The organism is Novosphingobium resinovorum, from assembly GCF_001742225.1.
Classification (GTDB): Bacteria; Pseudomonadota; Alphaproteobacteria; order Sphingomonadales; family Sphingomonadaceae; genus Novosphingobium; species Novosphingobium resinovorum_A.
Genome location: NZ_CP017077.1, coordinates 32980 through 56373 on the forward strand (window position 1 = coordinate 32980; position 23394 = coordinate 56373).

Annotated in this window: 25 protein-coding genes and 1 pseudogene; 14 read left to right on the forward strand and 12 right to left on the reverse strand. The window is 64.1% G+C overall.

What is annotated here, in order from left to right:
- Window position 1 precedes the first annotated feature (1 nt).
- Complete coding sequence (locus tag BES08_RS25160) at window positions 2–1264, forward strand: spinster family MFS transporter (RefSeq protein ID WP_069709627.1); 1263 nt, start codon at window positions 2–4, stop codon at window positions 1262–1264.
- A gap of 101 nt (window positions 1265–1365) precedes the next feature.
- Here the strand turns inward: BES08_RS25160 and BES08_RS25165 are convergent, their stop codons facing one another.
- The 6 genes from BES08_RS25165 to BES08_RS25190 all read right to left on the reverse strand — a co-directional run bounded on the left by BES08_RS25165 (window position 1366) and on the right by BES08_RS25190 (window position 7129).
- Window positions 1366–2373, reverse strand: coding sequence for an acyl-CoA dehydrogenase family protein (locus tag BES08_RS25165; RefSeq protein WP_069709628.1), 1008 nt, complete (start codon window positions 2371–2373; stop codon window positions 1366–1368).
- A 1-nt stretch (window position 2374) separates the two neighbouring features.
- Window positions 2375–3550 (reverse strand): acetyl-CoA C-acetyltransferase, encoded by a 1176-nt coding sequence (locus BES08_RS25170; RefSeq protein WP_069709629.1) that lies wholly within the window; start codon window positions 3548–3550, stop codon window positions 2375–2377.
- A gap of 18 nt (window positions 3551–3568) precedes the next feature.
- Window positions 3569–4747 carry an acyl-CoA dehydrogenase family protein gene (locus tag BES08_RS25175; protein WP_069709630.1) on the reverse strand — a complete coding sequence of 393 codons (1179 nt, stop codon included), beginning with the start codon at window positions 4745–4747 and terminating at the stop codon, window positions 3569–3571.
- A gap of 173 nt (window positions 4748–4920) precedes the next feature.
- Window positions 4921–5700 carry a helix-turn-helix transcriptional regulator gene (locus tag BES08_RS25180; protein WP_069709631.1) on the reverse strand — a complete coding sequence of 260 codons (780 nt, stop codon included), beginning with the start codon at window positions 5698–5700 and terminating at the stop codon, window positions 4921–4923.
- A gap of 6 nt (window positions 5701–5706) precedes the next feature.
- Window positions 5707–6324: a TetR/AcrR family transcriptional regulator gene (locus BES08_RS25185; RefSeq protein WP_069709632.1), complete on the reverse strand. Its 618-nt coding sequence runs from the start codon at window positions 6322–6324 to the stop codon at window positions 5707–5709.
- Between the two features lie 49 nt (window positions 6325–6373).
- The gene (locus BES08_RS25190) at window positions 6374–7129 is read right to left on the reverse strand and encodes an SDR family NAD(P)-dependent oxidoreductase (protein WP_069709633.1); all 756 of its coding nucleotides are present in this window, start codon (window positions 7127–7129) and stop codon (window positions 6374–6376) included.
- Between the two features lie 101 nt (window positions 7130–7230).
- Here BES08_RS25190 and BES08_RS25195 point away from each other — a divergent pair, with 101 nt between their 5' ends.
- Complete coding sequence (locus tag BES08_RS25195) at window positions 7231–7971, forward strand: SDR family NAD(P)-dependent oxidoreductase (protein ID WP_069709634.1); 741 nt, start codon at window positions 7231–7233, stop codon at window positions 7969–7971.
- Window positions 7972–7976: 5 nt separating this feature from the next.
- On the opposite strand, the gene BES08_RS25200 is transcribed toward BES08_RS25195, so the two are convergent.
- Window positions 7977–8666: a carboxymuconolactone decarboxylase family protein gene (locus BES08_RS25200; RefSeq protein ID WP_069710165.1), complete on the reverse strand. Its 690-nt coding sequence runs from the start codon at window positions 8664–8666 to the stop codon at window positions 7977–7979.
- Between the two features lie 171 nt (window positions 8667–8837).
- Here BES08_RS25200 and BES08_RS25205 point away from each other — a divergent pair, with 171 nt between their 5' ends.
- From BES08_RS25205 to BES08_RS32110, 5 genes are all read left to right on the forward strand, one after another.
- Window positions 8838–9725: an SDR family NAD(P)-dependent oxidoreductase gene (locus tag BES08_RS25205; protein ID WP_069709635.1), complete on the forward strand. Its 888-nt coding sequence runs from the start codon at window positions 8838–8840 to the stop codon at window positions 9723–9725.
- Window positions 9722–10474 (forward strand): SDR family NAD(P)-dependent oxidoreductase, encoded by a 753-nt coding sequence (locus BES08_RS25210; protein ID WP_069709636.1) that lies wholly within the window; start codon window positions 9722–9724, stop codon window positions 10472–10474. The genes BES08_RS25205 and BES08_RS25210 overlap by 4 nt, the downstream gene beginning before the upstream one ends.
- Window positions 10474–11304: an enoyl-CoA hydratase/isomerase family protein gene (locus BES08_RS25215; RefSeq protein ID WP_069710166.1), complete on the forward strand. Its 831-nt coding sequence runs from the start codon at window positions 10474–10476 to the stop codon at window positions 11302–11304. Before BES08_RS25210 ends, BES08_RS25215 begins: the two co-directional genes overlap by 1 nt.
- The gene (locus tag BES08_RS25220) at window positions 11301–12710 is read left to right on the forward strand and encodes a carbohydrate porin (protein WP_069709637.1); all 1410 of its coding nucleotides are present in this window, start codon (window positions 11301–11303) and stop codon (window positions 12708–12710) included. Before BES08_RS25215 ends, BES08_RS25220 begins: the two co-directional genes overlap by 4 nt.
- Before the next feature lie 125 nt (window positions 12711–12835).
- Window positions 12836–13507, forward strand: a complete 672-nt coding sequence (locus BES08_RS32110; protein ID WP_420873472.1) for a DUF2889 domain-containing protein — start codon at window positions 12836–12838, stop codon at window positions 13505–13507.
- A 38-nt stretch (window positions 13508–13545) separates the two neighbouring features.
- Here BES08_RS32110 and BES08_RS25225 read toward each other — a convergent pair whose 3' ends face one another.
- The 5 genes and pseudogenes from BES08_RS25225 to BES08_RS25245 form a co-directional block, all read right to left on the reverse strand.
- On the reverse strand, window positions 13546–14607 hold the full coding sequence (locus BES08_RS25225) for a phosphotransferase (protein WP_069709638.1): 1062 nt from the start codon (window positions 14605–14607) through the stop codon (window positions 13546–13548).
- The gene (locus BES08_RS25230) at window positions 14604–15818 is read right to left on the reverse strand and encodes an acyl-CoA dehydrogenase family protein (protein WP_069709639.1); all 1215 of its coding nucleotides are present in this window, start codon (window positions 15816–15818) and stop codon (window positions 14604–14606) included. The genes BES08_RS25225 and BES08_RS25230 overlap by 4 nt, the downstream gene beginning before the upstream one ends.
- Window positions 15819–15950: 132 nt before the next feature.
- Window positions 15951–17114 (reverse strand): thiolase family protein, encoded by a 1164-nt coding sequence (locus BES08_RS25235; protein WP_069709640.1) that lies wholly within the window; start codon window positions 17112–17114, stop codon window positions 15951–15953.
- Complete coding sequence (locus BES08_RS25240; RefSeq protein WP_069709641.1) at window positions 17111–17506, reverse strand: Zn-ribbon domain-containing OB-fold protein; 396 nt, start codon at window positions 17504–17506, stop codon at window positions 17111–17113. Before BES08_RS25240 ends, BES08_RS25235 begins: the two co-directional genes overlap by 4 nt.
- 492 nt (window positions 17507–17998) lie before the next feature.
- Window positions 17999–18848 (reverse strand): annotated as a pseudogene (locus BES08_RS25245) (oxidoreductase).
- Window positions 18849–18897: 49 nt separating this feature from the next.
- On the opposite strand from BES08_RS25245, the gene BES08_RS25250 reads away from it, so the two are divergent.
- From BES08_RS25250 to BES08_RS25280, 7 genes are all read left to right on the forward strand, one after another.
- Window positions 18898–19497, forward strand: coding sequence for a TetR/AcrR family transcriptional regulator (locus tag BES08_RS25250; protein WP_069709642.1), 600 nt, complete (start codon window positions 18898–18900; stop codon window positions 19495–19497).
- Window positions 19498–19674: 177 nt separating this feature from the next.
- Window positions 19675–19974 carry an EthD domain-containing protein gene (locus BES08_RS25255; protein WP_069709643.1) on the forward strand — a complete coding sequence of 100 codons (300 nt, stop codon included), beginning with the start codon at window positions 19675–19677 and terminating at the stop codon, window positions 19972–19974.
- Between the two features lie 82 nt (window positions 19975–20056).
- The gene (bdcA, locus tag BES08_RS25260; protein WP_069709644.1) at window positions 20057–20767 is read left to right on the forward strand and encodes an SDR family oxidoreductase; all 711 of its coding nucleotides are present in this window, start codon (window positions 20057–20059) and stop codon (window positions 20765–20767) included.
- A 269-nt stretch (window positions 20768–21036) separates the two neighbouring features.
- Window positions 21037–21540 (forward strand): sigma-70 family RNA polymerase sigma factor, encoded by a 504-nt coding sequence (locus BES08_RS25265; RefSeq protein ID WP_069710167.1) that lies wholly within the window; start codon window positions 21037–21039, stop codon window positions 21538–21540.
- A complete protein-coding gene (locus BES08_RS25270; protein WP_069709645.1) occupies window positions 21530–22171 on the forward strand; it encodes an NrsF family protein in 642 nt (213 codons plus the stop codon). The genes BES08_RS25265 and BES08_RS25270 overlap by 11 nt, the downstream gene beginning before the upstream one ends.
- Window positions 22172–22282: 111 nt before the next feature.
- Window positions 22283–22864, forward strand: coding sequence for a DUF308 domain-containing protein (locus BES08_RS25275; RefSeq protein ID WP_069709646.1), 582 nt, complete (start codon window positions 22283–22285; stop codon window positions 22862–22864).
- 59 nt (window positions 22865–22923) lie between these two features.
- Window positions 22924–23349: an organic hydroperoxide resistance protein gene (locus BES08_RS25280; protein ID WP_069709647.1), complete on the forward strand. Its 426-nt coding sequence runs from the start codon at window positions 22924–22926 to the stop codon at window positions 23347–23349.
- The last annotated feature ends 45 nt before the right edge of the window (window positions 23350–23394 follow it).

Here is a 23394-nt window from a genome sequence, read left to right on the forward strand (position 1 = left end):
AATGCGTAACGAAGCTATCGTCGCAGGGTCTGCTCGGGAAGGGAGGCTGGCACTGCTCGTCCTCATCCTCGTCTCGGTGTTCAATTACCTTGACCGAACGATCATTTCCATCCTCCAGGTCCCGATCAAAAGGGACCTGGCCCTCAGCGACGGGCAGCTCGGCCTTCTGACCGGGCTTGCCTTCGCGCTGTTCTATTCCACGCTGGGCGTTCCCGTTGCACGGTTGGCTGACCGGTTCAGCCGCAAGAACGTCATCGCTGCATCGCTGTGCCTCTGGAGTGCCATGACCGCGCTCAGCGGTTTCAGCACCGGCTTCGCCACGCTGGTCTTCTTTCGCATCGGCGTCGCGCTGGGAGAGGCCGGCAGCATCCCGGCCAGTCACTCGGTCATCGCCGATTACTATCCCCCCAACCGTCGGGCTACGGCATTGTCTGTCTGGGGTCTTGCCCTGCCGATCGGAGTCATGCTGGGCTACCTGTCCGGTGGCTGGCTCGCGCAGGCCATCGACTGGCGCGCGGCGCTCTGGATCATCGGCGGCATCGGCGTCCTGCTGACCCCGATCGTGCTGATGCTGCTGAAAGAGCCGCCGCGAGGACGGTTCGAGACCGCCAAGGTCGTGCAGGCCCCACCGTGGAAGGATGGCCTCAGGATCATGGCAAGGCAGAAGAGCCTTCTGCTGCTGTTCGCCGGCGGCGCGCTCAACAACTTCGTCCTGAGCATGGCGCTCAACTGGAACGCTCCGTTCTATGCGCGCGCCCATGACATGGCGCTGGGCGATATCGCCACCGCGCTGGCGCTCATGAGCGGGATCGGCGGCGGGATCGGGATCTTCCTCGGCGGATGGCTCACGGACCGGATCGGCGCGACCAGCCTGCGCATGCGCCCGATGCTCTCGGGAGTGGCCATGGTCGCGGTGATGCCGGCCGCGATCCTGCAGTTCACCGCGTCTTCGCTTTCGGTATCGCTTGTCGCGGGCGGCATCGCCGTCATGCTGATGTTCTTCTATTACTCGCCGATCATCGCCATGACGCAGTCGCTAGTCCCGGCTTCGATCCGCGCCTACACATCCTCGATCCTGTTGCTGTCCGTGAACATCGTAGGGCTTGGCCTTGGACCATGGCTGACGGGCATTCTCAGTGACATGCTGGGAGGCGGCGCGGATGGGCTGCGATATGCAATGGCATCGCTATCCGTGCTGGGACTGGTGGCGGGTGGATGCTTCCTGCTAGCCGCGAAATGGTATGGCGAGGAAACCCTGCGCTGATGGTCGATCGCCATCGGCAAACCAAAAACTTGGAGCGATGGAACCGGCACAACCGGACCCATCGCTCCAAGACTTTTGCTGACGGTGATCGGGTACTGTCTTCAGGCTGCCAGCTTGTGTCCTGACCGGGAGGCTACGTCCGATAGACGCGACAGCAGCAACACGCGCCGCAGGCCACGGCCAACCGCCAGTTCCTCGGTGACGCCCATGCCCCCGTGGAGCTGCACCGCGTCTTCCGCAAGCCGCAGCGCTGCGGTGGCGACGTAAGCCTGCGCCGCCCGCAGCGCCTCTCCGCGAAGGTCCGGTTCGGCCAGTGCTGCGCGCAGCAGCATCGACCGGGACTGCTCCAGAAGCACGAAAAGACGAGCACATCGGTGCTGGATGGCTTGGAAGCTGCCGATCGGCGCACCAAACTGCTTGCGCTGCCCGACGTATTCCACGGTCAGGTCAAGCAGCGCCCCCATCGCGCCGACCATCTCCGCGACGATCGACAACTCGGCCAGATACCCTGCCTCAGCGATCTGCCGCGGATCAGTCCCAATCACGTCGCATGCGGCATCTTCGAAGCGGAGCGCCGCTGCCATGCTGCCGTCGATCAGCCGTATCGCACTGCGGATGACGCCCGGTCCATCGGCCGCGACGAGCGCCATGACGCCGTTTTCGGCGGCAACGACAAACGCCGCGGCCTCCATGCCATCGCGGACCAGACCAGCGTCACCGTTCAACCGGCCGTCACGAACGGTGCCGCCAATCGCATAGGCCATGACCTGCTCGCCGCGTGCCACCGGTTCGACCCACCGCTCGATCTGCGCTTGGGTTCCATGGTCCGCAACAAGCGCCGCGCAGTGCAGCACGCTGTTCGCCAGCGGCGTTATCGCCATGCTGCGCCCAAGCTCTTCGGACACCAGCATGACCTCCACCGGCCCTGCACCCATTCCTCCTGCCCGTTCGGGCAGGAGGAATGCGAACAGACCCAGTTCGCCCAGCGCGAGCCAGTCTTCACGCGACATTGGTTCCTTGGCCATCGTGACGGCGTCGAAGCGGTCACCGAGAAACCGGCGCACCGTGTCGCGCATCATCGCCTGTTCCTCGGTCAGCGTCAGTTTCACGTCAAAGAACCTCGAAGACCGAGGCGTTGGAGATGCCACCGCCCTCGCACATCGTCTGGAGACCATAACGGCCGCCCCTGGCCTTCAGCGCATGGATCAGCGTGGCCGTCAGCTTGGTGCCGGTTGCACCGAGCGGGTGACCCAATGCGATCGCTCCGCCATTGACGTTGAGCCGCGCGGGATCGGCATCGAGTGCCTGCGCCCAGGCCATCGGGATCGAAGCAAAGGCCTCGTTCACCTCGAACAGGTCGATGTCGGCCATGGTCAGGCCCGCGCGCTGCAGCACCCGGCGCGTCGCGGGGATCGGCTCCTCCAGCATGATGACCGGGTCGCCCGCGGTCACCGCAAGGTTCACCACGCGCGCGATAGGGGTGAGGCCATGGGCCTTCACCGCCGCTTCCGATGCGATGAGGACACCGCTGGCGCCATCGCAGATCTGGCTCGCCGTGGCGGCGCTCAGCGTCCCCGTCTCGCTCAGGAGCTTGACCGAGCCGATCGATTCCAGCGTCGAATCCGCGCGAATGCCTTCATCGCGGTCATGGACGATCTGCTGCCCTTCAGCATCGGTGACCGGCACCGGCACGATCTCTGCGGCGAAGGCACCGCTGTCGGCAGCAGCGGCTGCCCGGCGATGGCTTTCAAGAGCGAAGCGGTCGTGCTGTTCGCGCGTGAAGCCGTACTTGTCGGCGATCATCTGCGCGCCGACGAACTGGTTGAACCAGTCCACCCCGAAACGCTCCTTGATCGAGGCCGGGAAGGGATCGGCGCCGATGCCGCCCGCCTGCGCCAGCGTGATCGCGGAACCCATCGGCACGCGCGTCATGCTCTCGACGCCGCCTGCGATGACGATGTCCTGCATGCCCGACATGACGGCCTGCGCGGCGAAATGCAGCGCCTGCTGGGACGAACCGCACTGTCGGTCAATGGTCACCGCCGGAACACTGTCGGGAAGGCCGGATGCCAGCACCACGTTGCGGCCAAAGGCAAAGGTCTGCTCGCCCACCTGACTGACGCAGCCGATGATGACGTCATCGATCGCCGCCGGATCGACGCCGCTTTCCGCCACCAGCGCATCGAGCACAAGCGCGCCCAGATCTGCCGGGTGCCAACTGGCCAGACGACCTTTGCGGCGGCCGCCTGCAGTGCGCCGGGCGGAAACGATATAGGCTTCAGGCATGAGCGATACTCCGTGTGATCACAGGCCAAGTGCGGCCTTGGCAATGATGGAAAGCTGGATTTCGCTGGTGCCTCCGAAGATCGACCAGCTGCGGCTGTTGAGATATCGGGCCGCCGCGACCTGAGCCTGCGCGCTCCCGAATGCAGGTGGCGCAGCATCGCCGTAGAAGGGACGCTGCGCGGGTAGTTGCAGCCCGGCAAGACCGAACCCGTCGACGGCAAGACGATCTATACCCTGCCGGATTTCCGACGCGATCAGCTTGGTCGTCAGGCTGCGCAGCGAAGGCCCCTCGCCGGCTTCAAGCTCCATGAGCGTGCGCAGTTCGGTCATTTCCAGCGCCTCGGCTTCCAGCCTCAGCCGCTCGGCTTGCGATGCTAGGTCGCCACGCCACGCCCCGACGGCCTTGGTCAGTCTTGCCAGATCCGCGAGCAACTGCGGCGCGAACGACGATCCGCCGCGCTCGTTCTCAAGCAGGAACTTGGCGATCGTCCAGCCCTGTCCCTCGTCGCCGATACGGTTGGCGACCGGCACGCGCACTTCGTCCAGGAACACTTCGTTGAGTTCATGATCACCCGACGCGCTGAGGATCGGGCGGACCGAAAGCCCCGGCGTCGCCATGTCGATCAGTAGAAAGCTGATGCCCTTCTGTGGCTTCACCGCAGGGTCGGTGCGCACGAGCGCGAAGAGGTGGTTCGCGAACTGCGCCTGCGTCGTCCAGATCTTGTGACCGGATACCACGTAGTGATCGCCGTCGCGGACCGCCCGCGTGCGCAGGCTGGCAAGGTCGGACCCGGAGCCCGGCTCGGAAAAACCCTGCGCCCAGACATGCTCTGCGCTGCGCAGTCTTGGCAGAAAATGATCCTGCTGCGCCGCGCTGCCGAACGCATACAGTACCGGGCCGACCAGCTTGAGGCCCATTCCAGGCAGCGCCGGCGCACCGGCGAGCGCGCATTCCTTCTCGAATATCCAGCGCTGAAGCGGCGACCATCCCGGTCCACCCGCCTCTCTTGGCCAGTGATAGACCAGCCATCCCTTGGCTTCGAGGATGGCCTGCCATTCGCGCGCGATATCCGGCTCCGCGAATACCCCGGATGTCAGGGCCGATCCGGTTCGTAGTCGCTCGGGCAATGAGCGATCCAGAAACGCTTGGACCTCATCGCGAAAAGCACGCTGCGCATCATCGAGACGAAGCTCCATCTCAGCACCCCATCAATGCTGCGGTCACCTGCCGCGAGATCGGGTGCGCTGGAATTCGTTTCCGGACCGATGAATTGGCCGGGAATTCGGGCTTTGCAGGCATGGATCTTCTCCTTGCCTGCAAGTCTAGTGCGACCCGATCACTATTGGCTTCTGACCAATGCGTCAGCGCGTCAGCGAACCATTCCCAGGTATCCCAGTTGCGCCGCCTTAAAGAGGGTCTGATCCCTGTTAACCGCGTCCAGCTTTCGCGACGCAGCCCGGATATGAAAGCGCACCGTCGTTCGCTGAAGCCCGAGAATCAGCCCGATCTCGTCATTTGTCTTGCCCACCGCAGCCCAGCGAAGGCATTCCACCTCCCGTTTGGTCAAGGACGTCCCATTCATATCGCGGCGCGGCCGCGCGGTGACAGCGAAGTAACATTGGACGAAGGCCCGAGCGATGATCGCCAGCGTGTCCGCGTGCTCTGCAAACGCTTGACTGAGATCATCCTCATCCGGATTCGGGGACAGAAAGCTGGCCGCACCGATCTGTCCAAACGGTAGGTGAACCGGCACCACGAGCGCGGCCGCCGTTAGCGCCCGCAACTGGAAGTCTGAGACGTCCAGCGCGTCGAGCAAGGGATTCGAAATGCGCGTGCGATAGCCCTGCGCATTACACCAGAACGGCTCCGCCTCGACACGGCACGCGCTTGTCAGCGGCGACAATAACGCCAGTTGCGGTGACTGCCACCAGCGGGCATCCTCATCTTCACGAAAACCGAAGACTTCGCTCGCCAGCACGTTGCCATCGCCGTCTCGCATCGGCTCGCGGCTTGCGATGTTGTCCGTCACCGCCGCACGCAGTCCGGATAAGCAGCGGATCGTATCGCGCAACGCTTCTGCCGCAGGGCGTATGCCTTCAGCATGCGTAAAGCGAACCGAACTCAGCGTGGCGTGTATGTCGATGCTCATGAAAGCTTAGACCGGGCTCTTGCTGAGCCCTTCGAAGAAGGGCCGGCATAGGGCATCGGCAACCTTTTCTGGCGACTGTTTTTTGGCGAGAGGAGGGTACCACTTGTAGGCCCAGTTGCACATTCCCAGGAACGCGTAGGTAGTCAGCGTTGGATCGCAATCGCGGAACTGGCCATTGTCGATTCCCTTGACGATGATACCCTGCAGACGCGCGAAATAAGCGTTCCTTCGCTCCTTGATTTGGTTGCGCAAGGTGCCTTCGAGATCGCCGTAATGGTCCATGAAGGCCCGCACATAGCCTGGGTGATCGGCGATCTGGCGAAGGATATCGATACATGCGCTGCGCAGCAGGACAAACGGATCGCCTGTGGCATCGTCGCTGCTCAGCCCTTCCAGCAACGCGCTCATATGCGCATCGTGGATCGCGTAGAGAATGTCATGCTTGCTGCGAAAGTAGTGATAGAGCGTTGGCTTGCCGAGGCCTACCTCGTCCGCGAGCATCTGCATGGATGCCTTGTGATACCCGACCCGATCGAACAGCACGGCGCAATGCTTCAGGATTTCGTTGCGCTTCTCCCCGTGCGCCTCGGTCGTCGGTCGCTTTTTTGTCGCTTGTCGTGCCATGATCGGCTGATACCCTTGTCTTTATCGGGCCCGCGGGCCGGTCCTGATCCTATTGCACCAATGCGCCGCCGTCCACGGCCAGCCCCGTGCCCGTGATATAGGACGATCGATCGCTCGCCAAATAGACGACGGCCTCCACCACTTCGTCCATCTTCGCCATGCGTCCGGCAGGCACGCGCGCCACCCGGCGGGCGAAAGCCTGCTCGTCCGGGTAAGCGGCCCGCGCCAGATCGCTGTCGATGGGACCGGGGTGGACGGAATTGCAGCGCACGCCATCGCCCGCATGCTGCGCAGCCGTGATCCGGGTCAGCATCGTCAGCGCCGCCTTGCTGCAGGCATAGGCCGGGTCCATGATCTGCGACTGCCCCAGCCCCGCGACGGACGCAACATTCACGATCGCGCCGCCGCCATTGGCTCTGAATACCGGCAGCAAGGCGCGCGTGCCCAGAAACGGTCCCCGTGCATTGATCGCCATGCTGCGGTCCCAGTCTTCCGGCAGACGATCTTCGATGGGCACCAGACCCGAAGCGATTGCCGCATTGTTGACGAGAATGTCCACGCCGGACCACTGCGCGACCAGATCCTGCACCGTGCCGGCCCAGTCTTCTTCCCGCGTCACGTCTAGACGGCAGGCGCGGGCATCGCCGCTCATCGCTACAATCGCTTCGATCACACTGGCGCTTCCCGCCACATCGATGTCAGCTACCGCGACCCGCGCGCCTTCGCGGGCGAAGGCGATGGCTATGGCTGCCCCCAGACCATTCGCAGCCCCTGTCACGATCGCGCGCTTGCCGGATAATTGCATCCACTGTCCCTTTTGAGCATCGACCGTCCGGTCGGCCGCCTATAGCCTTGAAGGTGAAGCAATGAATGCGCAAGACGAAACCGGGCGAGAGGACAAGTTTGATGGACCTGAATGGACGATCTGCACTGGTGACCGGCGCCAGCTCAGGGCTGGGGCGCCATTTCGCACAGCTGCTGGCAAAGCATGGCGCCACCGTGTTCGCGGCAGGTCGCCGCGAGGATGCGCTGGTTTCGCTGTCGGAGGAAACGCAGGGGCGCTGCCGACCGGTGATCATGGACGTTGTCGATCCGGCATCTGTCGCCGCCGGGTTCGACCTTATCGCACGCGAAGACGTTCCTCCCCTTTCAATCCTGGTCAACAACGCCGGGGTCGCACAGACGCGCGCCGCGATCGATGTATCGCCCGAAGACTGGCATTCAGTGCTGCAGCCCAACCTGACCGGCGCCTTTCTTGTTGCCCGGCAGGCGGCTCTCGCGATGACGGCAGGCGGCTCCATCATCAACGTCGCATCGATCCTGGGCGAGCGGGTCTCCAAGGGCCTCGCCGCCTATGCCGCCAGCAAGGCCGGGCTGATCCAGTTGACCAAGGCCCTGGCGCTCGAATGGGCACCACGCGCGATCCGGGTCAATGCACTGGCCCCCGGATACATCGAGACGGATCTCAACCGGGCCTTCTTCCAGTCGGAAGCGGGGCTGCGGCTGATCGCTCGCATCCCGCAGAAGCGTCTTGGCGCCATGCACGATCTGGACGGCCCCTTGCTGCTGCTGGTTGGCGAGCATTCGGCCTACATGACCGGCGGGGTGATCGCAGTGGATGGCGGTCACCTCGTCAGCGGGCTCTAGAACACTCAGGCGTCCATGGAGGTCGCGCCGACCACCCAGGCTGACAGGCCGCTGGTGGGCACGGCGCAGATGACCGCTTCGGCGACTGCCTGCTCGCTCGCCCCGGCCTTGCGGGCACCGTTCATGTGAACCGATGCCCAACTGCTGTAATCGGCGGCGAGCACGGTCACCAGCAGCAGCTCCGCATTCACCACTCCCAGCGCAGTGCCGGACAGCGTGCCCTCGCGCATCAGGTAATAGGCATCGGCCGCCAAGGGGACCAGATCGAGCAGCTTTCCCAAGGAAGGCGGCATCGTACCGAAGTAGTGCAGGAAATTCGCCTCGGCATCGCCGGGAGCAACATCGACCGTCTGTTCGTCGGCATGCGGACCGGCTGCGTCGCCGAACACCGATGCGTAGATGCCATGAAACCGCAAGGCCGCACCTTCTCCGCGCACGCTCGACAGGATCGCCACTGCGGCCCCCGCCTGCTCTGCCGTCAGCCCCGCATCACGGGCCGCGGACAATTCCCGGCGGGCCATCTCCTCATAGCCCTTGGTCGTGGCGGCGCAGGCGGCGAACAGCAGTTTGACACGGGCCGGAAGCGCGCCATCGCTCTCGATGACGGATCGGAAGCGGCGAAACCCCGCCACCGTCTTGGGGGCGTCGCGGCGTAGCAGGCCAAGCGTCGGCAAGGGACTGATCGAGGCAGTCATGTTCTCTCCCATATTCCAGACCGTCCGGTCGGTTCGGAACGAACGCTATGCCGAGGCGGACGGTCGGTCAATGGGCGATAAGGCAATTGACGCCCGACCGGACGGTCGATTAACGTCAGTCATGTGCCGAGTCCCGTTCAACGGAGGCCGAGCGAAGAGAGAGGAAGCGAAATGAAGGACTTCTCCGGCAAGACAGCCGTCATCACCGGCGCGGGCAGCGGCATCGGCGCAGCCTTGGCCGGGCTGGCCGCAGCGCAGGGGATGAACCTCGTGCTGGCCGACATCAACCTGCCTGATCTCGAAGCCGTGGCCGCCACGCTTGGCGGCGCGCCGGTGGCTCTCGCCCGGACAGACGTGGCCGATCCAGCATCCGTACAGACGCTCGCCGATATGGCATGGGACCGGTTCGGCGGCGTCGATCTGCTGTGCAACAATGCCGGTGTGGTCCCAGGTGGACGACATCGTCTGGTCTGGGACTATCCGCTGGAGGACTGGCGGTGGGCCTTCGGCGTCAATGTCGAGGGCGTGGTGAACGGCATTCGCAGCTTCATCCCGCGCATGATCGCCGACGGGCGCCCCGGCCATGTTCTGAACACCGCATCTGTTGCCGGGTTCGTCAGCGGGGCCGGTTCAGCGGTCTATGGGTCTTCCAAGCACGCCGTCGTACGCATCACCGAGGCGCTCTACGCGGGCCTGCGCGATGAGGGCGCGCCCATCGGGGTCACCATGCTGTGTCCGGGCCTGGTCGCCACGCGGATTTACGATGCGGAACGGTCGCGGCCCGACAGCCTGCGGCCGGAGCTTGGCAGAGCGCAGGAATCGCAGGAGCTGCAGGACATTGCGGACAATCTCTACCGCAACGCGATCTCGCCGGAGGTCGTAGCCGAGCAGGCATTCACCGGAATCCGCGAAGACAAGCTCTATGTCTTCACGTCCGATGGTTTCGATACGCCGATCGCGGAGAGGACGCAGGCGATCCTGTCCCGCACCAATCCGCAGTTCGCCAGCCTGCTCTCTCTCAGCAAGAGTGATGCACAGATAGAGGACGCCGCGTCGTGAGCGCGCTGCAGGATCGCATCGCGCTGGTCACCGGCGCCGCATCCGGTATCGGCCTGGCGACGGCCAGACGCTTTGCCGACGAAGGCGCACAGGTGCTGATCGCCGATCTGGATGCGGCAGGCCTGACCCGCGCTCTGGATGCCATGCCCGGTTCCCGCCACGAGGCCATCACGCTCGACGTCACCGATGAGCCTGCCTGGATCGCGCTTGCCTCGCGCATCGAGCGACAGTTCGGCCACCTGGACGTGCTGTTCAACAATGCCGGGTTTGGCAAGTTCGGCTCGATCGCGGATACCTCGCTGGACATGTGGCGCTCGGTGATCGGGGTCAACCTCGACAGCATCTTCCTTGCGACCAAGTACATGCTGCCGCTTCTGGAGGCATCCGGGCACGGATCGATCATCAACATGTCTTCGATCCGGGGCATAGCCGCCGCGCCCGATTGTGCGTCCTACTGTGCGGCGAAAGGCGGCGTCCGGATGTTCACCAAGGCGACAGCACTGGAATGTGCTGCCGCCGGAAACGGTGTGCGCGCAAATTCGATTCACCCAGGCCACGTCGCCACCCCTCTGACGGCAGCGGCACATGGAGATCCGCAAGTCGCCCGCCGCTTGCTCGATGACGTTCCTATCGGCCGGATCGGTGTGCCTGAGGAGATCGCCGATGCCGTCGTGTTTCTTGCGAGTGACGCGGCGCGGTACATGACAGGTGCCGAACTGGTGGTCGACGGCGGATCGACCGCGCAGTGATTTCATCCGGCCCCGTAAGCCTGACCATCGACAAGGGCGTGGCCCACCTCACGCTCACCCGCCCGGACACGCGCAACGCGATTTCCCCGGAGATAGCCGAGGCCCTGAGGGAGGCGGTCAATATCTGCGCCGCGTCTGATGACGTGCGCTGCATTCTTCTGACCGGCAGCGGGCGGTTCTTCTCGGTCGGAGGCGATATCGATCTGTTCGCTCGGGCCGGAGCCGATGCGCGCACGCACGTCTTCGATCTGGCGCAATGCTTCCACCACGCCGTCCATGGCCTCGCCACGATGCCCAAACCGTTGGTCACTGCCATCAACGGTCCTGCGGCGGGCGCGGGGATGAGCCTCGCCATTCTGGGCGATATCGTTCTTGCCGCCGCATCTTCGCATTTTACCGCCGCTTATACCGCTGTCGGACTGACACCCGACGGCGGCCTGTCATGGGCTTTGCCGCGGCTCGTCGGGCTACGTCGGGCGCAGGACCTGATCCTGACCAATCGGCGCGTGGATACGCAGGAAGCCGCCACAATCGGCTTGGTCACCCGCGTTGTGCCGGACGAGGCGCTAGCTGAAGAAGCCCAGGGACTCGCGATGCAACTCGCCACCGGGCCGGTCGGCGCGCTGGGAACATGTCGACGGCTTCTGGCGGCATCCCATACCGCGACGTTGCCTCAGCATCTGGAAGCGGAAGCCCATGCGATCGCCGCCTCCTGCGCCGGCAGGGAGGGCCGCGAAGGGGTAGCGGCATTTATGGAGAAACGACCGCCGGATTTTGTGGGGCAACGCAATCTCGAATCCATTTCAAACGACGACGGGCCGCCTTCATGAATTTTCCCACACATCCGCCACAAATCCCCATCCTGACCGCCGCACTGATCGCCTCGACCCTATTTTACGCCTCTCCCGCGCTTTCGCAGGAACAGGAGAGCGAGGCGCCCGCACAGGCATCGCCTGCCGAATCCTCCACCGTGCAGACCGTCCTGCCCGACAGCGAAGACGCGCCGCCGCCTCAGGATCGGTACAAGCGCTTCGACGATCTCAGTCTCAAGGGCTGGGCCATCACGTACCCCCGAGTTGCCGACACGATTCTGGCTGATCACGGCGGCGTGCGTGACGCACTGGCAGACATCGGCATCGGCATTTCGCCGATCAACACCGCCAATTTCCAGTACGACTTTCTGCAGAACGATCGCGGCTATAAGGGCCCACAGTTGTACAATGGACAGGACATCACCCGCACCAACACGACGGTAAGCCTGACGGCAACCTACGACATGGGGATGATCGGCATCAAGGGCGGCCAGATCGCCACGACGTTCAGCCTCGTCGACAACAGCTTCCCGGAAGTGAACGGACCGAAGAAGCTGCGCATCGGGCGTCTGCATTACTACCAGTCGCTGTTTCACGACCGCGTCGATTTCAAGGTCGGCTATATCGACAACACGCAGGAATTTCTGGGCATCAATGTCGGAGGCAATCTCGCCACCGGCAACCTCGGCCCGCAGGCTACGATCCCGTTCCAGCTGGGCCTCAGCTATGGCGGCTTTGCCGCCCCCGGCTTCAACGCCCGCGTAAAGGTCGGCAGGCATCTTTACAACAAGGTCGGCGTACAGCGCAGTCTGCCCCCCGGCGGTGCCACTGCCGAGAATGCGGTCAATCCGGGCGGCTTCCGCTTCCACCCTCCCGGCACCGGTGTGCTGGTAATCGACGAAGTCGGCTTCAACAGCCCCGCCGCGCGCGGGGAAAAGTCGATATGGATACGCGGCGGCGGCATCTACAATACGACGAAGTTCGACACTTTTGACGGCGCCCGCTCCACCAACTGGGCGACGTTTATTGCAGGCGACAAGCAGATCACCCAGCCCGATCCGCAAAAGCCTGCACGCGGCGTCTATGTGGGAGCCACCTTCAACTATGCGCCGCCACGACAGAACCTCTATACCCAATACTACGAAGGACGGGTCTACGCCGTGGGCATGCTGAAGGGGCGCCCCTTCGACCTCGCATCGCTGGTCACCACCTTCAACAAGTACAGCCCCGCAGGCTTGCGGACCAGAACCGCGCAGGGCGAAGAGAACTATCGCGCCACCTGGGCCCTCATCGCCAGTTACGCCTACCGGGTCCGTCCGGGCATCTACCTCCAACCAGGCCTCGGAGTTACGGTCCACCCGACCTACAGCCCTCGCTTCGGGACGGCTTTGAACGGCTATCTCAGCTTGGTGACGATGTTCTGAGATGAGCGCCGGCCCTTTCCCTCCACGATCCGGGTGTCCGAACCATGCGGCCACGTGAACTGCCTTACCCCGGCAACCCGGACTATGGTTCCGGGCTGTGTCGCCGGCTGATACGGGTGACCGGGATGCCTGGCGTGGTCGAGGCACACCTTGCCGACAACTTTCATGAGATGCGATGCCGTATTTTGCACGATGGTTCTGTCGTCACGGCTATCTACGGCACTGCTATTCGAGTGCCGACATCAGCCTGCCCTGCGGCGACCGCAGTTTTGCAAGAACTGGAGGGAATCGCCATCAACGTTCCCGCCGCAGATCTTTATAGTGGCGGCCAAGCCCAGAAACACTGTACACATCTCTATGATCTGGCTGTTCTAGCGATCCGACACGCCTCTCTCGGACTGCACGACACCCATTACGAGGCAATAGTGCCAGACGAGGGCGACCAGCCCGTCACGCTGACAATTTCCCGTAACGGCGCCATTTGTCACAGCTGGAACGTCCAAAACGGCTCAATCCAACTGCCCGCGTCGCTTCGTGGCAAGACTCTGGACAAAGGCTTTGCTGCTTGGGCGACGCGTTCATTCACGGACGCCGAAATTTTTGAAGCTGCCAGCATCTTGGCCAGAACCTGGCTGATCTCGATTGGCAGACGGTATCGTATGGAGATGGCTGCCGGCGAACCGATTGCAGGAAATTCGGAAATGCTGGGACGCTGCTTCGCCTATGACGCCACTCGAGCTGAACTTGCGCGATACAGTTTAGGCAATTCACGCTCATCATCCGAAATCAAGGTTTAGACTGGGCTGTTGGCCTTTTGTGACCTGATCCTTGCCGCTCACGCCGCCGTGAACGTTAGCGCCAGCCTTGCTAGTTCGGGGAAGGCCTCGGCCCGCTCCTTTGCCTGAGCGTTGGAGGCGGTGCCCCGGATCACGCGGCCCTTGATGCCGTGGAAGATCGCGGCGAGGCGGAAGAAGTTGAACGCCATGTAATAGCGATAATCCGCCAGTCCTTCGCGCCCGGTGCGACGGCAATAGGCCGCGGCGTAGTCCTCCTCGCTCGGGATGCCGAGCGCGGCGATGTCCGCTCCGCCAAGGCCCGCCACGATATGCGGCGGCATGTGGTACATCATCGCGTGGTAGGCGAAGTCCGCCAGAGGATGGCCCAGCGTCGACAATTCCCAGTCCAGCACCGCCAGAACGCGCGGTTCGGTTGGGTGAAAGATCATGTTGTCGATGCGGAAATCGCCGTGGATCACGCTGGAGGCGCCATCGTCCTGCGGCATTTCCGCTTCGAGCCACGCGATGACCGCGTCCATGTCTTCGTTGCGGCCTGCGGCCTCATCCTCGAAATACTGCCTGGACCAGCGCCCGACCTGACGAGCGAAATAATTGCCCGGCTTTCCGTAATCGCCCAACCCGATCGCGGCAGGATCGAAGGCGTGAAGCTGCGCAATCGTGGCGTTCATCGCATCGAAGATCGCCGCGCGTTCGGCGTTGGACACGCCGGGGACGGTGGCGTCCCAGAAGATGCGCCCTTCCACCATCTCCATCACGTAGAACCACGTGCCGATGACGCTATCGTCTTCGCACAGCCCATAGACGCGGGCGACCGGGAAGCCCGCGCCATGGAGCGCGGAAAGCACCTTAGCCTCGCGCTCCACCGCATGGGCGCCCTTGAGCAGTTGCCCCGGTGGCTTGCGCCGCAGGACGTAGCTGCGCGTGGGCGTGACCAGCTTGTAGGTGGGGTTGGACTGCCCGCCCTTGAACTGCTCGACGCTCAGCGGGCCGGCGAACCCTTCGACGTTGGCCTCCAGCCATGCGGTCAGCGCCGCCTCGTCGAAGGCATAGCCTTCGCGCACGGCGGTGGTGCCCGAGTTGGCTTCAGCGACGTCCGTCATGCGGGTTCGGCTTCCTTTGCAGCCGCTTCCTGCGCCTTGCGCCAGTCGCGACGGATCTTCTTGGCGAGGCTCCACTTGTGGACTTCGGTGGGGCCGTCATAGATGCGGAAGGCGCGAACTTCGCGGAACACCTGCTCGACGATGGTGCGTCCGGTGACGCCCGTGCCGCCCATCACCTGCACGCAGTTGTCGGCGATCTTCATCAGCGCTTCGGACACCGAGACCTTCGCCATCGAGCTTTCCACCGTGCCGAGCGAGCCCGTGTCGAGCACCGAGGCGCACCAGTCGATCATCAGTTCGGACTGCTTGATGAGGATTTCGTTCTCCGCCAGCATGAAGCCGACGCCTTCGTGCTCGATCAACTGCTTGCCGAATGCCATGCGGCGGCAGGCATAGTCGCTGGCGATCTCGTGCGCGCGCATGCACGTCCCCAGCCAGCGCATGCAGTGCGACAGGCGCGCCGGGGACAGGCGGATCTGGGCATACTTGAAGCCCTCGCCCGGATTGCCGAGCATGTGCTCTGCCGGAACGCGCAAGTTATCGATGGTCAGCGTGGCATGGCCGCCGGGCATGGAGGTGTCGATGGTGTTCGACACTTCGTCGATGCGGATCGCCTCGTCCGGCAGGTCCACCAGGAACATGCAGGCGCCGCCCTTGGTATCTTCCTCGGCGGATGCAGCCATGACGACCCCCACCATGGAGCCCTGCGCCCCGGTGATGAAGGTCTTGCGGCCATTGATGACCCAGTGATTGCCGTCCTTGCGGCAGGTGGTCTTCATCATCGACGGATCGGAACCCGCGCCGCCCCATTCGGCCGGCTCGGTCATGAAGAAGGCCGAACGCCCCCTGCCTTCGACCAGCGGCTTGAGGAAGCGCTCCTTCAGTTCGAGCGAGCCGACGTGGCCGATGAGGTACATGTTGCCCTCGTCGGGCGCCATGGTGTTGCAGGCCAGCGGGCCCAGCGGCGACAGGCCCGACTTGATGAGCACAACCGCCGTCTCGCGCTGGTTTAGGTGCGATCCGTCGGCGCGGATGTGCGGGGTGAGCACGCCGGCCTCGCGGGCCAGACCGCGCAGTTCCATCAGCAGTTCATCGGTCGGCGCGCCGTGATGATCGCGGCGCGGATCCTTCTCGTAGGGCACGACCTTTTCGCGGACGAAAGCCTCGACCTTCGCGGCCATGTCGAGGGCGTATTGGGCAATCTCGCTCATTATTGCAGCACTCGGATCGGATCGGAGCCGTCCCAGTCGCGGGCGGCAACCTTCATCATCTGAAACAGACCTTCTGTGCCCGAAAGCGGCTGAAGGTATTCGATTACTACGTCCAGCATTGAACGGTCGCGCCTAGCGCTCCAGGATAGTGACGGCGGAAACCCCCGGAGCGCCGTAGACGTGGCTGTATGCCGTCTTCGGCGCATTCGGGACCTGACGACCCCCGCCGTTTCCCCGCAGTTGCACGACGTTTTCGTAGACCTGGCGCAGACCCGATGCGCCGATCGGCTCGCCACAGGCGAGGCAGCCACCATCCGTATTGACCGGCAGCGCGCCGTTGATATCGGTGCGCCCCTCGGCTAGCCACTGCTCCTGCTCGCCATCGGCGCAGAAGCCGTTCTCGGCCATGTGCATCAGTTCGGCGCCCACTTCGGTGTCCTGCAGCTGGGCGACGTCGATGTCGCCCGGGCCGATCCCGGCAAGACGATAGGCATCGGCCGAGGCGATGCGCGAGGCGGTTCCGCGCGGGGCCGTGTCATCGGCCACCACGTCCACGCTCGGCGCGAAGACTTCGAAGCTGGCCGGCGGGCGCGTGCGCATGGTCGCGGCCTTGAGCCGGATCAGCGGCTTGCCGAGTTCGCGCGCCTTCTTCTCGCTGGCGAGGATCAGCGCAACGCCGCCCTCTGCCGGCGAGCAGAACATGTACTTGGTATAGGGGTCGCTCACCAGCGGCGCTTCGAGGATCTCCTCCAGCGACACCGGTTGACGACGCCACGCATGCGGCGCGTGGACGGCGTTCCGGAACGCCTTTTCCGAAACCAGCCCCAGCGTCTTCTGCGAGATGCCGAACAAGCTCATGTAGCGCATGATCTTGGCGGCGAAGAACTGCGTCGTCACCATCTGGCCGACTTCGCCGTACCAGTCCGGCAGGTTGTATTCGGCCGGCAGCGCGTTGAACGCGCCGCGCGGATGCTTGTCGAAACCGACCGCGACACCCAGGTCGAACTCGCCCGACTTGATCGCCATCTGCGCAGAGAACAGCGCCGAACCACCCGCCGCGCAGCCATTGCGCACGTTGATGAACTGAACGCCGGTCAGGCCCAGCCGATCGACCATCGTGTCCGGGTTGCCCGCAGCGTCCGAGCTGCCATAGGCGAACTGGATCTGCGGCCATTCCACCCCGGCGTCGGCCATCGCCTCGCGCAGTGCGAAGACGCCCTGGTCAACTCCCGAAAGGCCATCGGTGCGCCCGAAGCGGTGGATGCCGATGCCGACGATGCACACGTCACCGCTCATGCCGCTTCTCCTGCAGGACTATAGGCGGGAATATAGGGGCTTTCCGGATCTTCCGGGTTCAGCTGCGAAGGCGCGAAACGCACCGCCATGCCGACCTTCACATCCTCGAACGCGACATCGTTCAGCCGCGCCTCGACGATAACTTCACCGGGCAGTTCGACATAGGCGACGACCCAGGGCAAGAACGCCTCAGGCCCCAGATAGGGCGGGGTCTTCGGGCGGAAACGCTGCACGGTGTACGACCACAGCGTGCCGTCGCTCGACAGCGGAACTGGCTCGAAAGCGGGCGTCCCGGGGAATGGGAAGACGATGCGGCCGGTTTCCCGGTCCTTCCCGCCGATCAGACGCGGCTGCGCCTCGTCGGTGAACAGGCCTTCAGCTATCGCTCTCATATAGTTCGTCCTACCTGCCGGGCTTCTGCAAGCCGAGTTGTGCAAAACATAGGCACATGTTGCCATGCAAGGTGACTCACCAAAGCGTCAGCGCGAGTCACAATTCGGGATGGAGGGGCAGCCCTATCAGCTGGCAGATAAAGCATGGTGATTGAGCATTAAGCGCTCGCCCGCTGCGGCATCCACGACCCTTGCCGGACGCTCAGCGCCCGATTTTCGCTCCTCAGGTGCGGACCGACAGCTTTCCCATCCTGGGCGCGCAAGACTGGCCGGTAGGCGACTGTCGTGTTTGGAGCGCAGATATAGAGATAGCTGCCGCTCACGCTGCGTCGCCTGCCGACCAGATTACGACTTTCCGTGACGGCAATGTGGACGGCAGATTTCTCCAAAACCTGTCGTATACTTCACGAAATCGGTATGGCAGCGACGCGCCTTACATTTAGCGCCTTGGCCCACAGATGCGTTCCGCAAACCGGATTCTAATCTGCAGCCTTAATAGGCGTCGAAGCCGGTCGACCGAGAAAGCGCCTCCCACCGAGTAACTTCTACGCGTATATCGTCGAGCTTCTGATCGACCAGCCTAAGTGCATCTTCGCCGAGGAACAGCCGAACCGGCGGGTTGTCCTCCTCAACGATCGCCAGCAGCGCCTGCGCCGCCTTGGCCGGATCGTTCGGCTGGTTGCCGCTCTTGGCCTGTCGCGCAGCCCTTATGGGATCCATCACCCCGTCATAATCCGCGATGCTGCGTGGCGTCCGATCCATCGAGCGGCCAGCCCAGTCGGTGCGAAACTGCCCAGGCGCCAGCGTCGTCACTCTTACGCCGAATGCCGCGACCTCCTTGCCGAGCGCTTCGGAAATCCCCTCCAGCGCGAACTTGCTGCCGCAATAGAAGCTGATCCCCGGCATAGTGATGAACCCGCCCATAGAGGTTACGTTGACGATATGCCCGTGGCGACGCTTACGCATGCCGGGCAACACCGCCTGCATCATCGCCACCGGGCCGAACACGTTCGCGGCAAACTGCCGCTGGAGATCGTCCATCGACGATTCCTCGAGCACGCCTTCATGGCCGTAACCAGCGTTGTTCACCCAACACATCGACAGGACCGACATCATGCTCGGCTGCGGCTACCGCCGAAGGAATGGAAGCGAAGTCAGTCACGTCCAGCAGCAGCGGGCTTGCCCGGTCCGGTGCGAGTGAAGCGAATGCAATTGCGTCTTTCTGGCGCCGCACCGTGCCGATGACCCGGTGACCGGCCTTCAAGGCGCCTTCAGCAAATGCTCGGCCCAGCCCGGAGCTGACGCCGCTGATGAGAAAGATTTTTTGGCTATTGTCGGTCACGCGTACACTCCTGCAAGACAAGCTAATTATATCATGATATAGATGCACTATGAGCGAAGACAAGATGGAAACACGTACGAAGCGTCGGGGCGAGCCCGTGCGCCAGCGCGTGCTCGATACGGCAGAGCGTCTACTGCGTGACGGCAAGGCAGAGTTCTCGATGCGTGAGCTCGCCTCGGAAGCGGGGGTCAGCTTCGCGACGCCATTCAATCAGTTCGGCAGCAAGCCGGCGATCATACACGCACTGTCGGGGCGACGGATCGACTCGATGATGACTCGCTTCGATGCGACGCCGCAGCCGCCGCTTGCCGCCGATCGCGTAGCGCTCGCCATCGATATTGCGGTCGGGGTCATGCTTGACGAGCCGATCGTGAACCGCGCGGTGATGGCCTGGATAGGGACGGGCAGCGCGGCGTCGGGCGAAGTCAGATCGAATTCCACCGCCTTATGGGCGCATGCCCTAGGAGACGGGACAGGCCTGCCTTCGCTCCGCCGAGATGAGGCATGTCACATCCTGCCTGGGCAACTCGCGCTCGCTTTCCGGGGAGCGTTGTCCTTCTGGACCGCTGGCGAACTCGCCGATGAGGAACTCGGCCCGGCTGCGCGGCAGATCGCCGACACCCTGCTTAGAGCATATTCTTTCGACTAGAAAGCGGAGTTGAAGCGCTGGAGGCGTGAGTGCAACGGAGAACTCCGCTTCTTGTGTGACGCCGCCGTTCGCGCCGCGTGCTGAACGAACGGTCCGGCGAACCACTCACAATATTGAACAGAGACAATTCAATCCTGTAAGTTCACGATCATTTTCGATCGGTCCATATGCTCGCCGATGACATATGCAACACTGATCGTCACCTGCAGCGGCGGCACCTATTTCGATCGCGACCATTACGTCGATGTCCACCTGCCCTTGGCGCTTGCCTGCTGGCAGCGGCACGGGTTGGAGAGCGCCTCCGCCTTCTTCCCACGTGACGCCAAAGCTGCTGATGTTTCCGTGGGCATCTACCGGTTCCGCGACGAGGACGCGCTGCACGCCGCACTCGCTTCAGCCGAGACGGAGGCCGTGATGGCGGACGTTTCCCGCTTCACGGATGCAACCGTGTCTCGGATCGTCGGCACTCCGCTCTGATCGCGCCGGTGTCGCTAAGGCGCAGCAGACTGCGAACGACACGGGCCGACCAACTTCCTTTCTCCGATCCAGGACAAGCACGATGACATTCTCCAATCGCAAGGTATTCGTCGTCGGCGGCAGCCGCGGCATCGGTGCCGCGATCGTGCGGCGTTTCGCCGCTGCCGGCGCAACGGTGATCTTCACCTATGCCGCCTCCGCTGGCGCGGCCGAGCAGCTCGCCGTCGAGACCGGCGCGCAGGCGCTCCGGGCAGATGCGGGGGCGCGCAACGAGCTGATCGCGGCGGTCCGTGATGCCGGCCCGATCGACATCTTCGTCTACAATGCCGGTTTGCTGGTCTTCGGCGATCCGCTGACGCTCGATGCCGATGAAGTCGACCGCATGATCGACGTCAACGTGCGCGGTGCCTATTTCGGCAGCGTGGAGGCGTCGCGCCTGATGCCCGAAGGTGGGCGCATCCTCGTCATCGGATCCGACACCGCCGACAGCATGCCCTTCCCCGGACTAGCCGCCTATGTGCTGACCAAGGCGGCGATGCAGGGCATGGCGCGCGGTCTGGCACGCGACCTGGGTCCGCGCGACATCACGGTCAACGTGATTCAGCCAGGCCCTACCGATACCGACATGAACCCGGCCGATGGTCCGCGCGCGGCCGGCATGCTCGAGCCGATGGCAATCAAGCGCTATGGCACCGCCGACGAGGTCGCGAGCCTGACGCTCTATCTCGCCGGAACGCAGGCACGCGGAATCACGGGCGCCATGCATACGATCGACGGCGGCTTCGCCGCCTGACTTCCGGCATTCACCCACGCGGCCAAGCAGAGGATGCCGACATGAACGATCAGTCCGACAGCGTCAGCGTCTACCTCCCCCATCGGGGCACGACCGGAACCCACTTCGAGAAAAGTTCGACATGGAGTGACCAGGATGGCTTAGCGCGCGAATAAGAGATCATGCGCTCGGACTTCCTCTCGAGATTGATCTCAAAGCCCGCGTCGAGCACGGCGCCGGCCAGCCGCGAGCGTCCGTCCCGAACCGCGCCGGACGGCTGGAGCAGCCTGATGCTGGCGGCGCAAGACGGCCACGGCGGCGCCTATCGGCGGCTGCTCGGCGAGATGTCCGAGTGGCTCACGCGCTACTTCCAGCGGCGGCTGCCGCCGGGCGACGTCGACGACGCGGTGCAGGAAACGCTGCTTGCGATCCATCGGCGGCGCCACACATATGATCCGCAATATCCACTCGGCCCGTGGCTGGCGGCCATCGCCAAGAACAAATGGGTCGACCAACTGCGCAGCCTGGCGCGCCGCCCCGTGGACGAACTGCCCGAGCACTTAGCCGTAGGCGACCACGAGGCTTCGGTGGTCAGCAGCTCGGTTCTGGCCAGCCTGCTCGACGAGCTCCGCCCCGCGCAGGCCCAGGCGATCCTGCTGGTCAAGGTGCAGGGCTACAGCGTCGAGGAGGCATCGGGCCAGATCGGCCTCTCCGTCTCCGCCGTGAAGATGAACATCCACCGCGGGCTCGCACGCCTGACGACAATCATTGAGAAGACCCCCGATGTCGAGTGAATCCCTGATCGCCAACCTGTCGTCCGACCTCGCGCCCGTGCAGCGCCGCAGCATGGTCCGTGAAGGCGGGCTCGTCCTCGCGCTGGGCACGGTGGAGCTCGCGCTGTTTCTGGGCATGGGCGTCATGCGGCCGGACATGAGCCATATGGCCGGCTCACCGTATCTGATGTGGCGGGTGGGAAGCCTTGGTTTGCTCGCGGTGGTAGCCTGCGTGCTGGCGATCCAATCCTTCTCGCCGACGGCGCGGCCACGCCGGGGGCTGATGCTCGCCTGCGTTCTTGCGGTCGCAGCCATCGTGGTAGGCGCGTTCGTTACACCCGACGGCGCGAATGAGCGCGCGCTGCTCGATCGCATTGATCCGGCCCGCGGCATGCTGTGCGCCGTGTCTATCTTCGTGCTTTCGTTGCCGATCGTGGCGCTGCTCGGTGCCCTGATGCGGAGGGCCGCGCCGACCCAGCCACGGCTGAGCGCGCTCGCCTCCGGTATCGCTGCAGGCGCGTGCGGAGCCTTCGTCTTCGCCTTCTGCTGCCCCTTCAACGACCCGCTCTACGTAGTGGTCTGGTATACCGCCGGGTGCGCCGCCGCGGCGGCCGCAGCGCGATGGCGCCTGCCGCGACGCTTCCACCTCTAACCGGAACCAACGCGGCAGATTACGAGCCGCGCACCGCCTGAACCAACGACACCGATCCACCCGTATTCCGGGACTGGAGAGGTGCGCCTGCATCACAGAAAGGAACATGCCATGAAGACCATCACCGACGCGAAGTCCCCGGACCGCGACTGGCTCAAGACCTACTACTATCTGCGCTTCGCGGTCGCCGCGATCTGGGTCGCGCTCGCCTTCACGGTCGCGAAGGCCATGCCGCCGCTGGCTGCCGTGATGCTCATCGCCTATCCCGCGTGGGACGCGCTGGCGAACTATCTCGACGCCAGCCGGAGCGGCGGCCTGACGCGTAACAAGACCCAGATGCTCAACTTCGTCGTCAGCGTCGTGACCGCCGTAGTCGTCGCCGCGACCCTGCCGCAGGGCATGCATGCGATCCTCCAGATATTCGGCGTTTGGGCGGTCCTCTCGGGCCTGTTCCAGCTCCTCACCGGGGTACGCCGCTGGAAGTCCTATGGCGCGCAGTGGGCCATGATCCTGAGCGGCGCCCAGTCGGGGCTTGCCGGGGCGCACATGCTCAGCAAGGCCGCCGGCACGGCACCGGTCAGCATAACTGACATCGCGCCTTACGCCGCCTTTGGCGCATTCTACTTCCTCATCTCGGCGGTCTCGATGACGATCAGCGGCGCACGCCGGCGCTCGAAGGCCGTGGCGGCCTGACGCGCGCCCGAACCTCTGGCGCCGGAACGGCCTGCGCCCACTCAAGCAAGGACTGAACAATGACTGTCGACGTCAAATACCGCACCGCCGCCACCGCGAGCGGGGGCCGTGACGGCCGCACCTGCACCGAGGACGGGAAGCTAGACCTCCAGCTGTCCACGCCGAAGGAGCTCGGCGGGCCCGGCGGCGAAGGAACTAACCCGGAACAGCTGTTCGCATCGGGTTACGCAGCGTGCTTCCTCGGCGCGCTTAAGTTCGCCGCGCACCAGCTCAAGCTCCAAGTGCCGACGGATGCGACCGTGAAGGCGACCGTGGGGATCGGCATGCGTAGTGAAGGCGGCTTCGGTCTGGAGGTCGAGCTTGCCGTGGCGCTGCCGGGCGTGGAGCGTACTGACGCGCAGCGTCTGGTGGAGGCGGCTCACCAGACCTGCCCCTACTCCAACGCCACGCGAGGCAACATCGACGTGCGCCTCAGCGTCATCTGACTTGACGGGCCTGCGGAGTGCAGGCCCGTTTCCTTCCCAAGCGGC

Excerpts from the sequence above, each read along its gene's own strand:
- BES08_RS25160 (WP_069709627.1), top strand. The coding sequence starts at position 2 with ATGCGTAACGAAGCTATCGTCGCAGGGTCTGCTCGGGAAGGGAGGCTG.
- BES08_RS25170 (WP_069709629.1), bottom strand. The coding sequence starts at position 3,550 with ATGCCTGAAGCCTATATCGTTTCCGCCCGGCGCACTGCAGGCGGCCGC.
- BES08_RS25175 (WP_069709630.1), bottom strand. The coding sequence starts at position 4,747 with ATGGAGCTTCGTCTCGATGATGCGCAGCGTGCTTTTCGCGATGAGGTC.
- BES08_RS25180 (WP_069709631.1), bottom strand. The coding sequence starts at position 5,700 with ATGAGCATCGACATACACGCCACGCTGAGTTCGGTTCGCTTTACGCAT.
- BES08_RS25185 (WP_069709632.1), bottom strand. The coding sequence starts at position 6,324 with ATGGCACGACAAGCGACAAAAAAGCGACCGACGACCGAGGCGCACGGG.
- BES08_RS25190 (WP_069709633.1), bottom strand. The coding sequence starts at position 7,129 with ATGCAATTATCCGGCAAGCGCGCGATCGTGACAGGGGCTGCGAATGGT.
- BES08_RS25195 (WP_069709634.1), top strand. The coding sequence starts at position 7,231 with ATGGACCTGAATGGACGATCTGCACTGGTGACCGGCGCCAGCTCAGGG.
- BES08_RS25200 (WP_069710165.1), bottom strand. The coding sequence starts at position 8,666 with ATGACTGCCTCGATCAGTCCCTTGCCGACGCTTGGCCTGCTACGCCGC.
- BES08_RS25205 (WP_069709635.1), top strand. The coding sequence starts at position 8,838 with ATGAAGGACTTCTCCGGCAAGACAGCCGTCATCACCGGCGCGGGCAGC.
- BES08_RS25220 (WP_069709637.1), top strand. The coding sequence starts at position 11,301 with ATGAATTTTCCCACACATCCGCCACAAATCCCCATCCTGACCGCCGCA.
- BES08_RS32110 (WP_420873472.1), top strand. The coding sequence starts at position 12,836 with ATGCCTGGCGTGGTCGAGGCACACCTTGCCGACAACTTTCATGAGATG.
- BES08_RS25225 (WP_069709638.1), bottom strand. The coding sequence starts at position 14,607 with ATGACGGACGTCGCTGAAGCCAACTCGGGCACCACCGCCGTGCGCGAA.
- BES08_RS25230 (WP_069709639.1), bottom strand. The coding sequence starts at position 15,818 with ATGAGCGAGATTGCCCAATACGCCCTCGACATGGCCGCGAAGGTCGAG.
- BES08_RS25235 (WP_069709640.1), bottom strand. The coding sequence starts at position 17,114 with ATGAGCGGTGACGTGTGCATCGTCGGCATCGGCATCCACCGCTTCGGG.
- BES08_RS25240 (WP_069709641.1), bottom strand. The coding sequence starts at position 17,506 with ATGAGAGCGATAGCTGAAGGCCTGTTCACCGACGAGGCGCAGCCGCGT.
- BES08_RS25250 (WP_069709642.1), top strand. The coding sequence starts at position 18,898 with ATGAGCGAAGACAAGATGGAAACACGTACGAAGCGTCGGGGCGAGCCC.
- BES08_RS25255 (WP_069709643.1), top strand. The coding sequence starts at position 19,675 with ATGACATATGCAACACTGATCGTCACCTGCAGCGGCGGCACCTATTTC.
- bdcA (WP_069709644.1), top strand. The coding sequence starts at position 20,057 with ATGACATTCTCCAATCGCAAGGTATTCGTCGTCGGCGGCAGCCGCGGC.
- BES08_RS25265 (WP_069710167.1), top strand. The coding sequence starts at position 21,037 with ATGCTGGCGGCGCAAGACGGCCACGGCGGCGCCTATCGGCGGCTGCTC.
- BES08_RS25270 (WP_069709645.1), top strand. The coding sequence starts at position 21,530 with ATGTCGAGTGAATCCCTGATCGCCAACCTGTCGTCCGACCTCGCGCCC.
- BES08_RS25275 (WP_069709646.1), top strand. The coding sequence starts at position 22,283 with ATGAAGACCATCACCGACGCGAAGTCCCCGGACCGCGACTGGCTCAAG.
- BES08_RS25280 (WP_069709647.1), top strand. The coding sequence starts at position 22,924 with ATGACTGTCGACGTCAAATACCGCACCGCCGCCACCGCGAGCGGGGGC.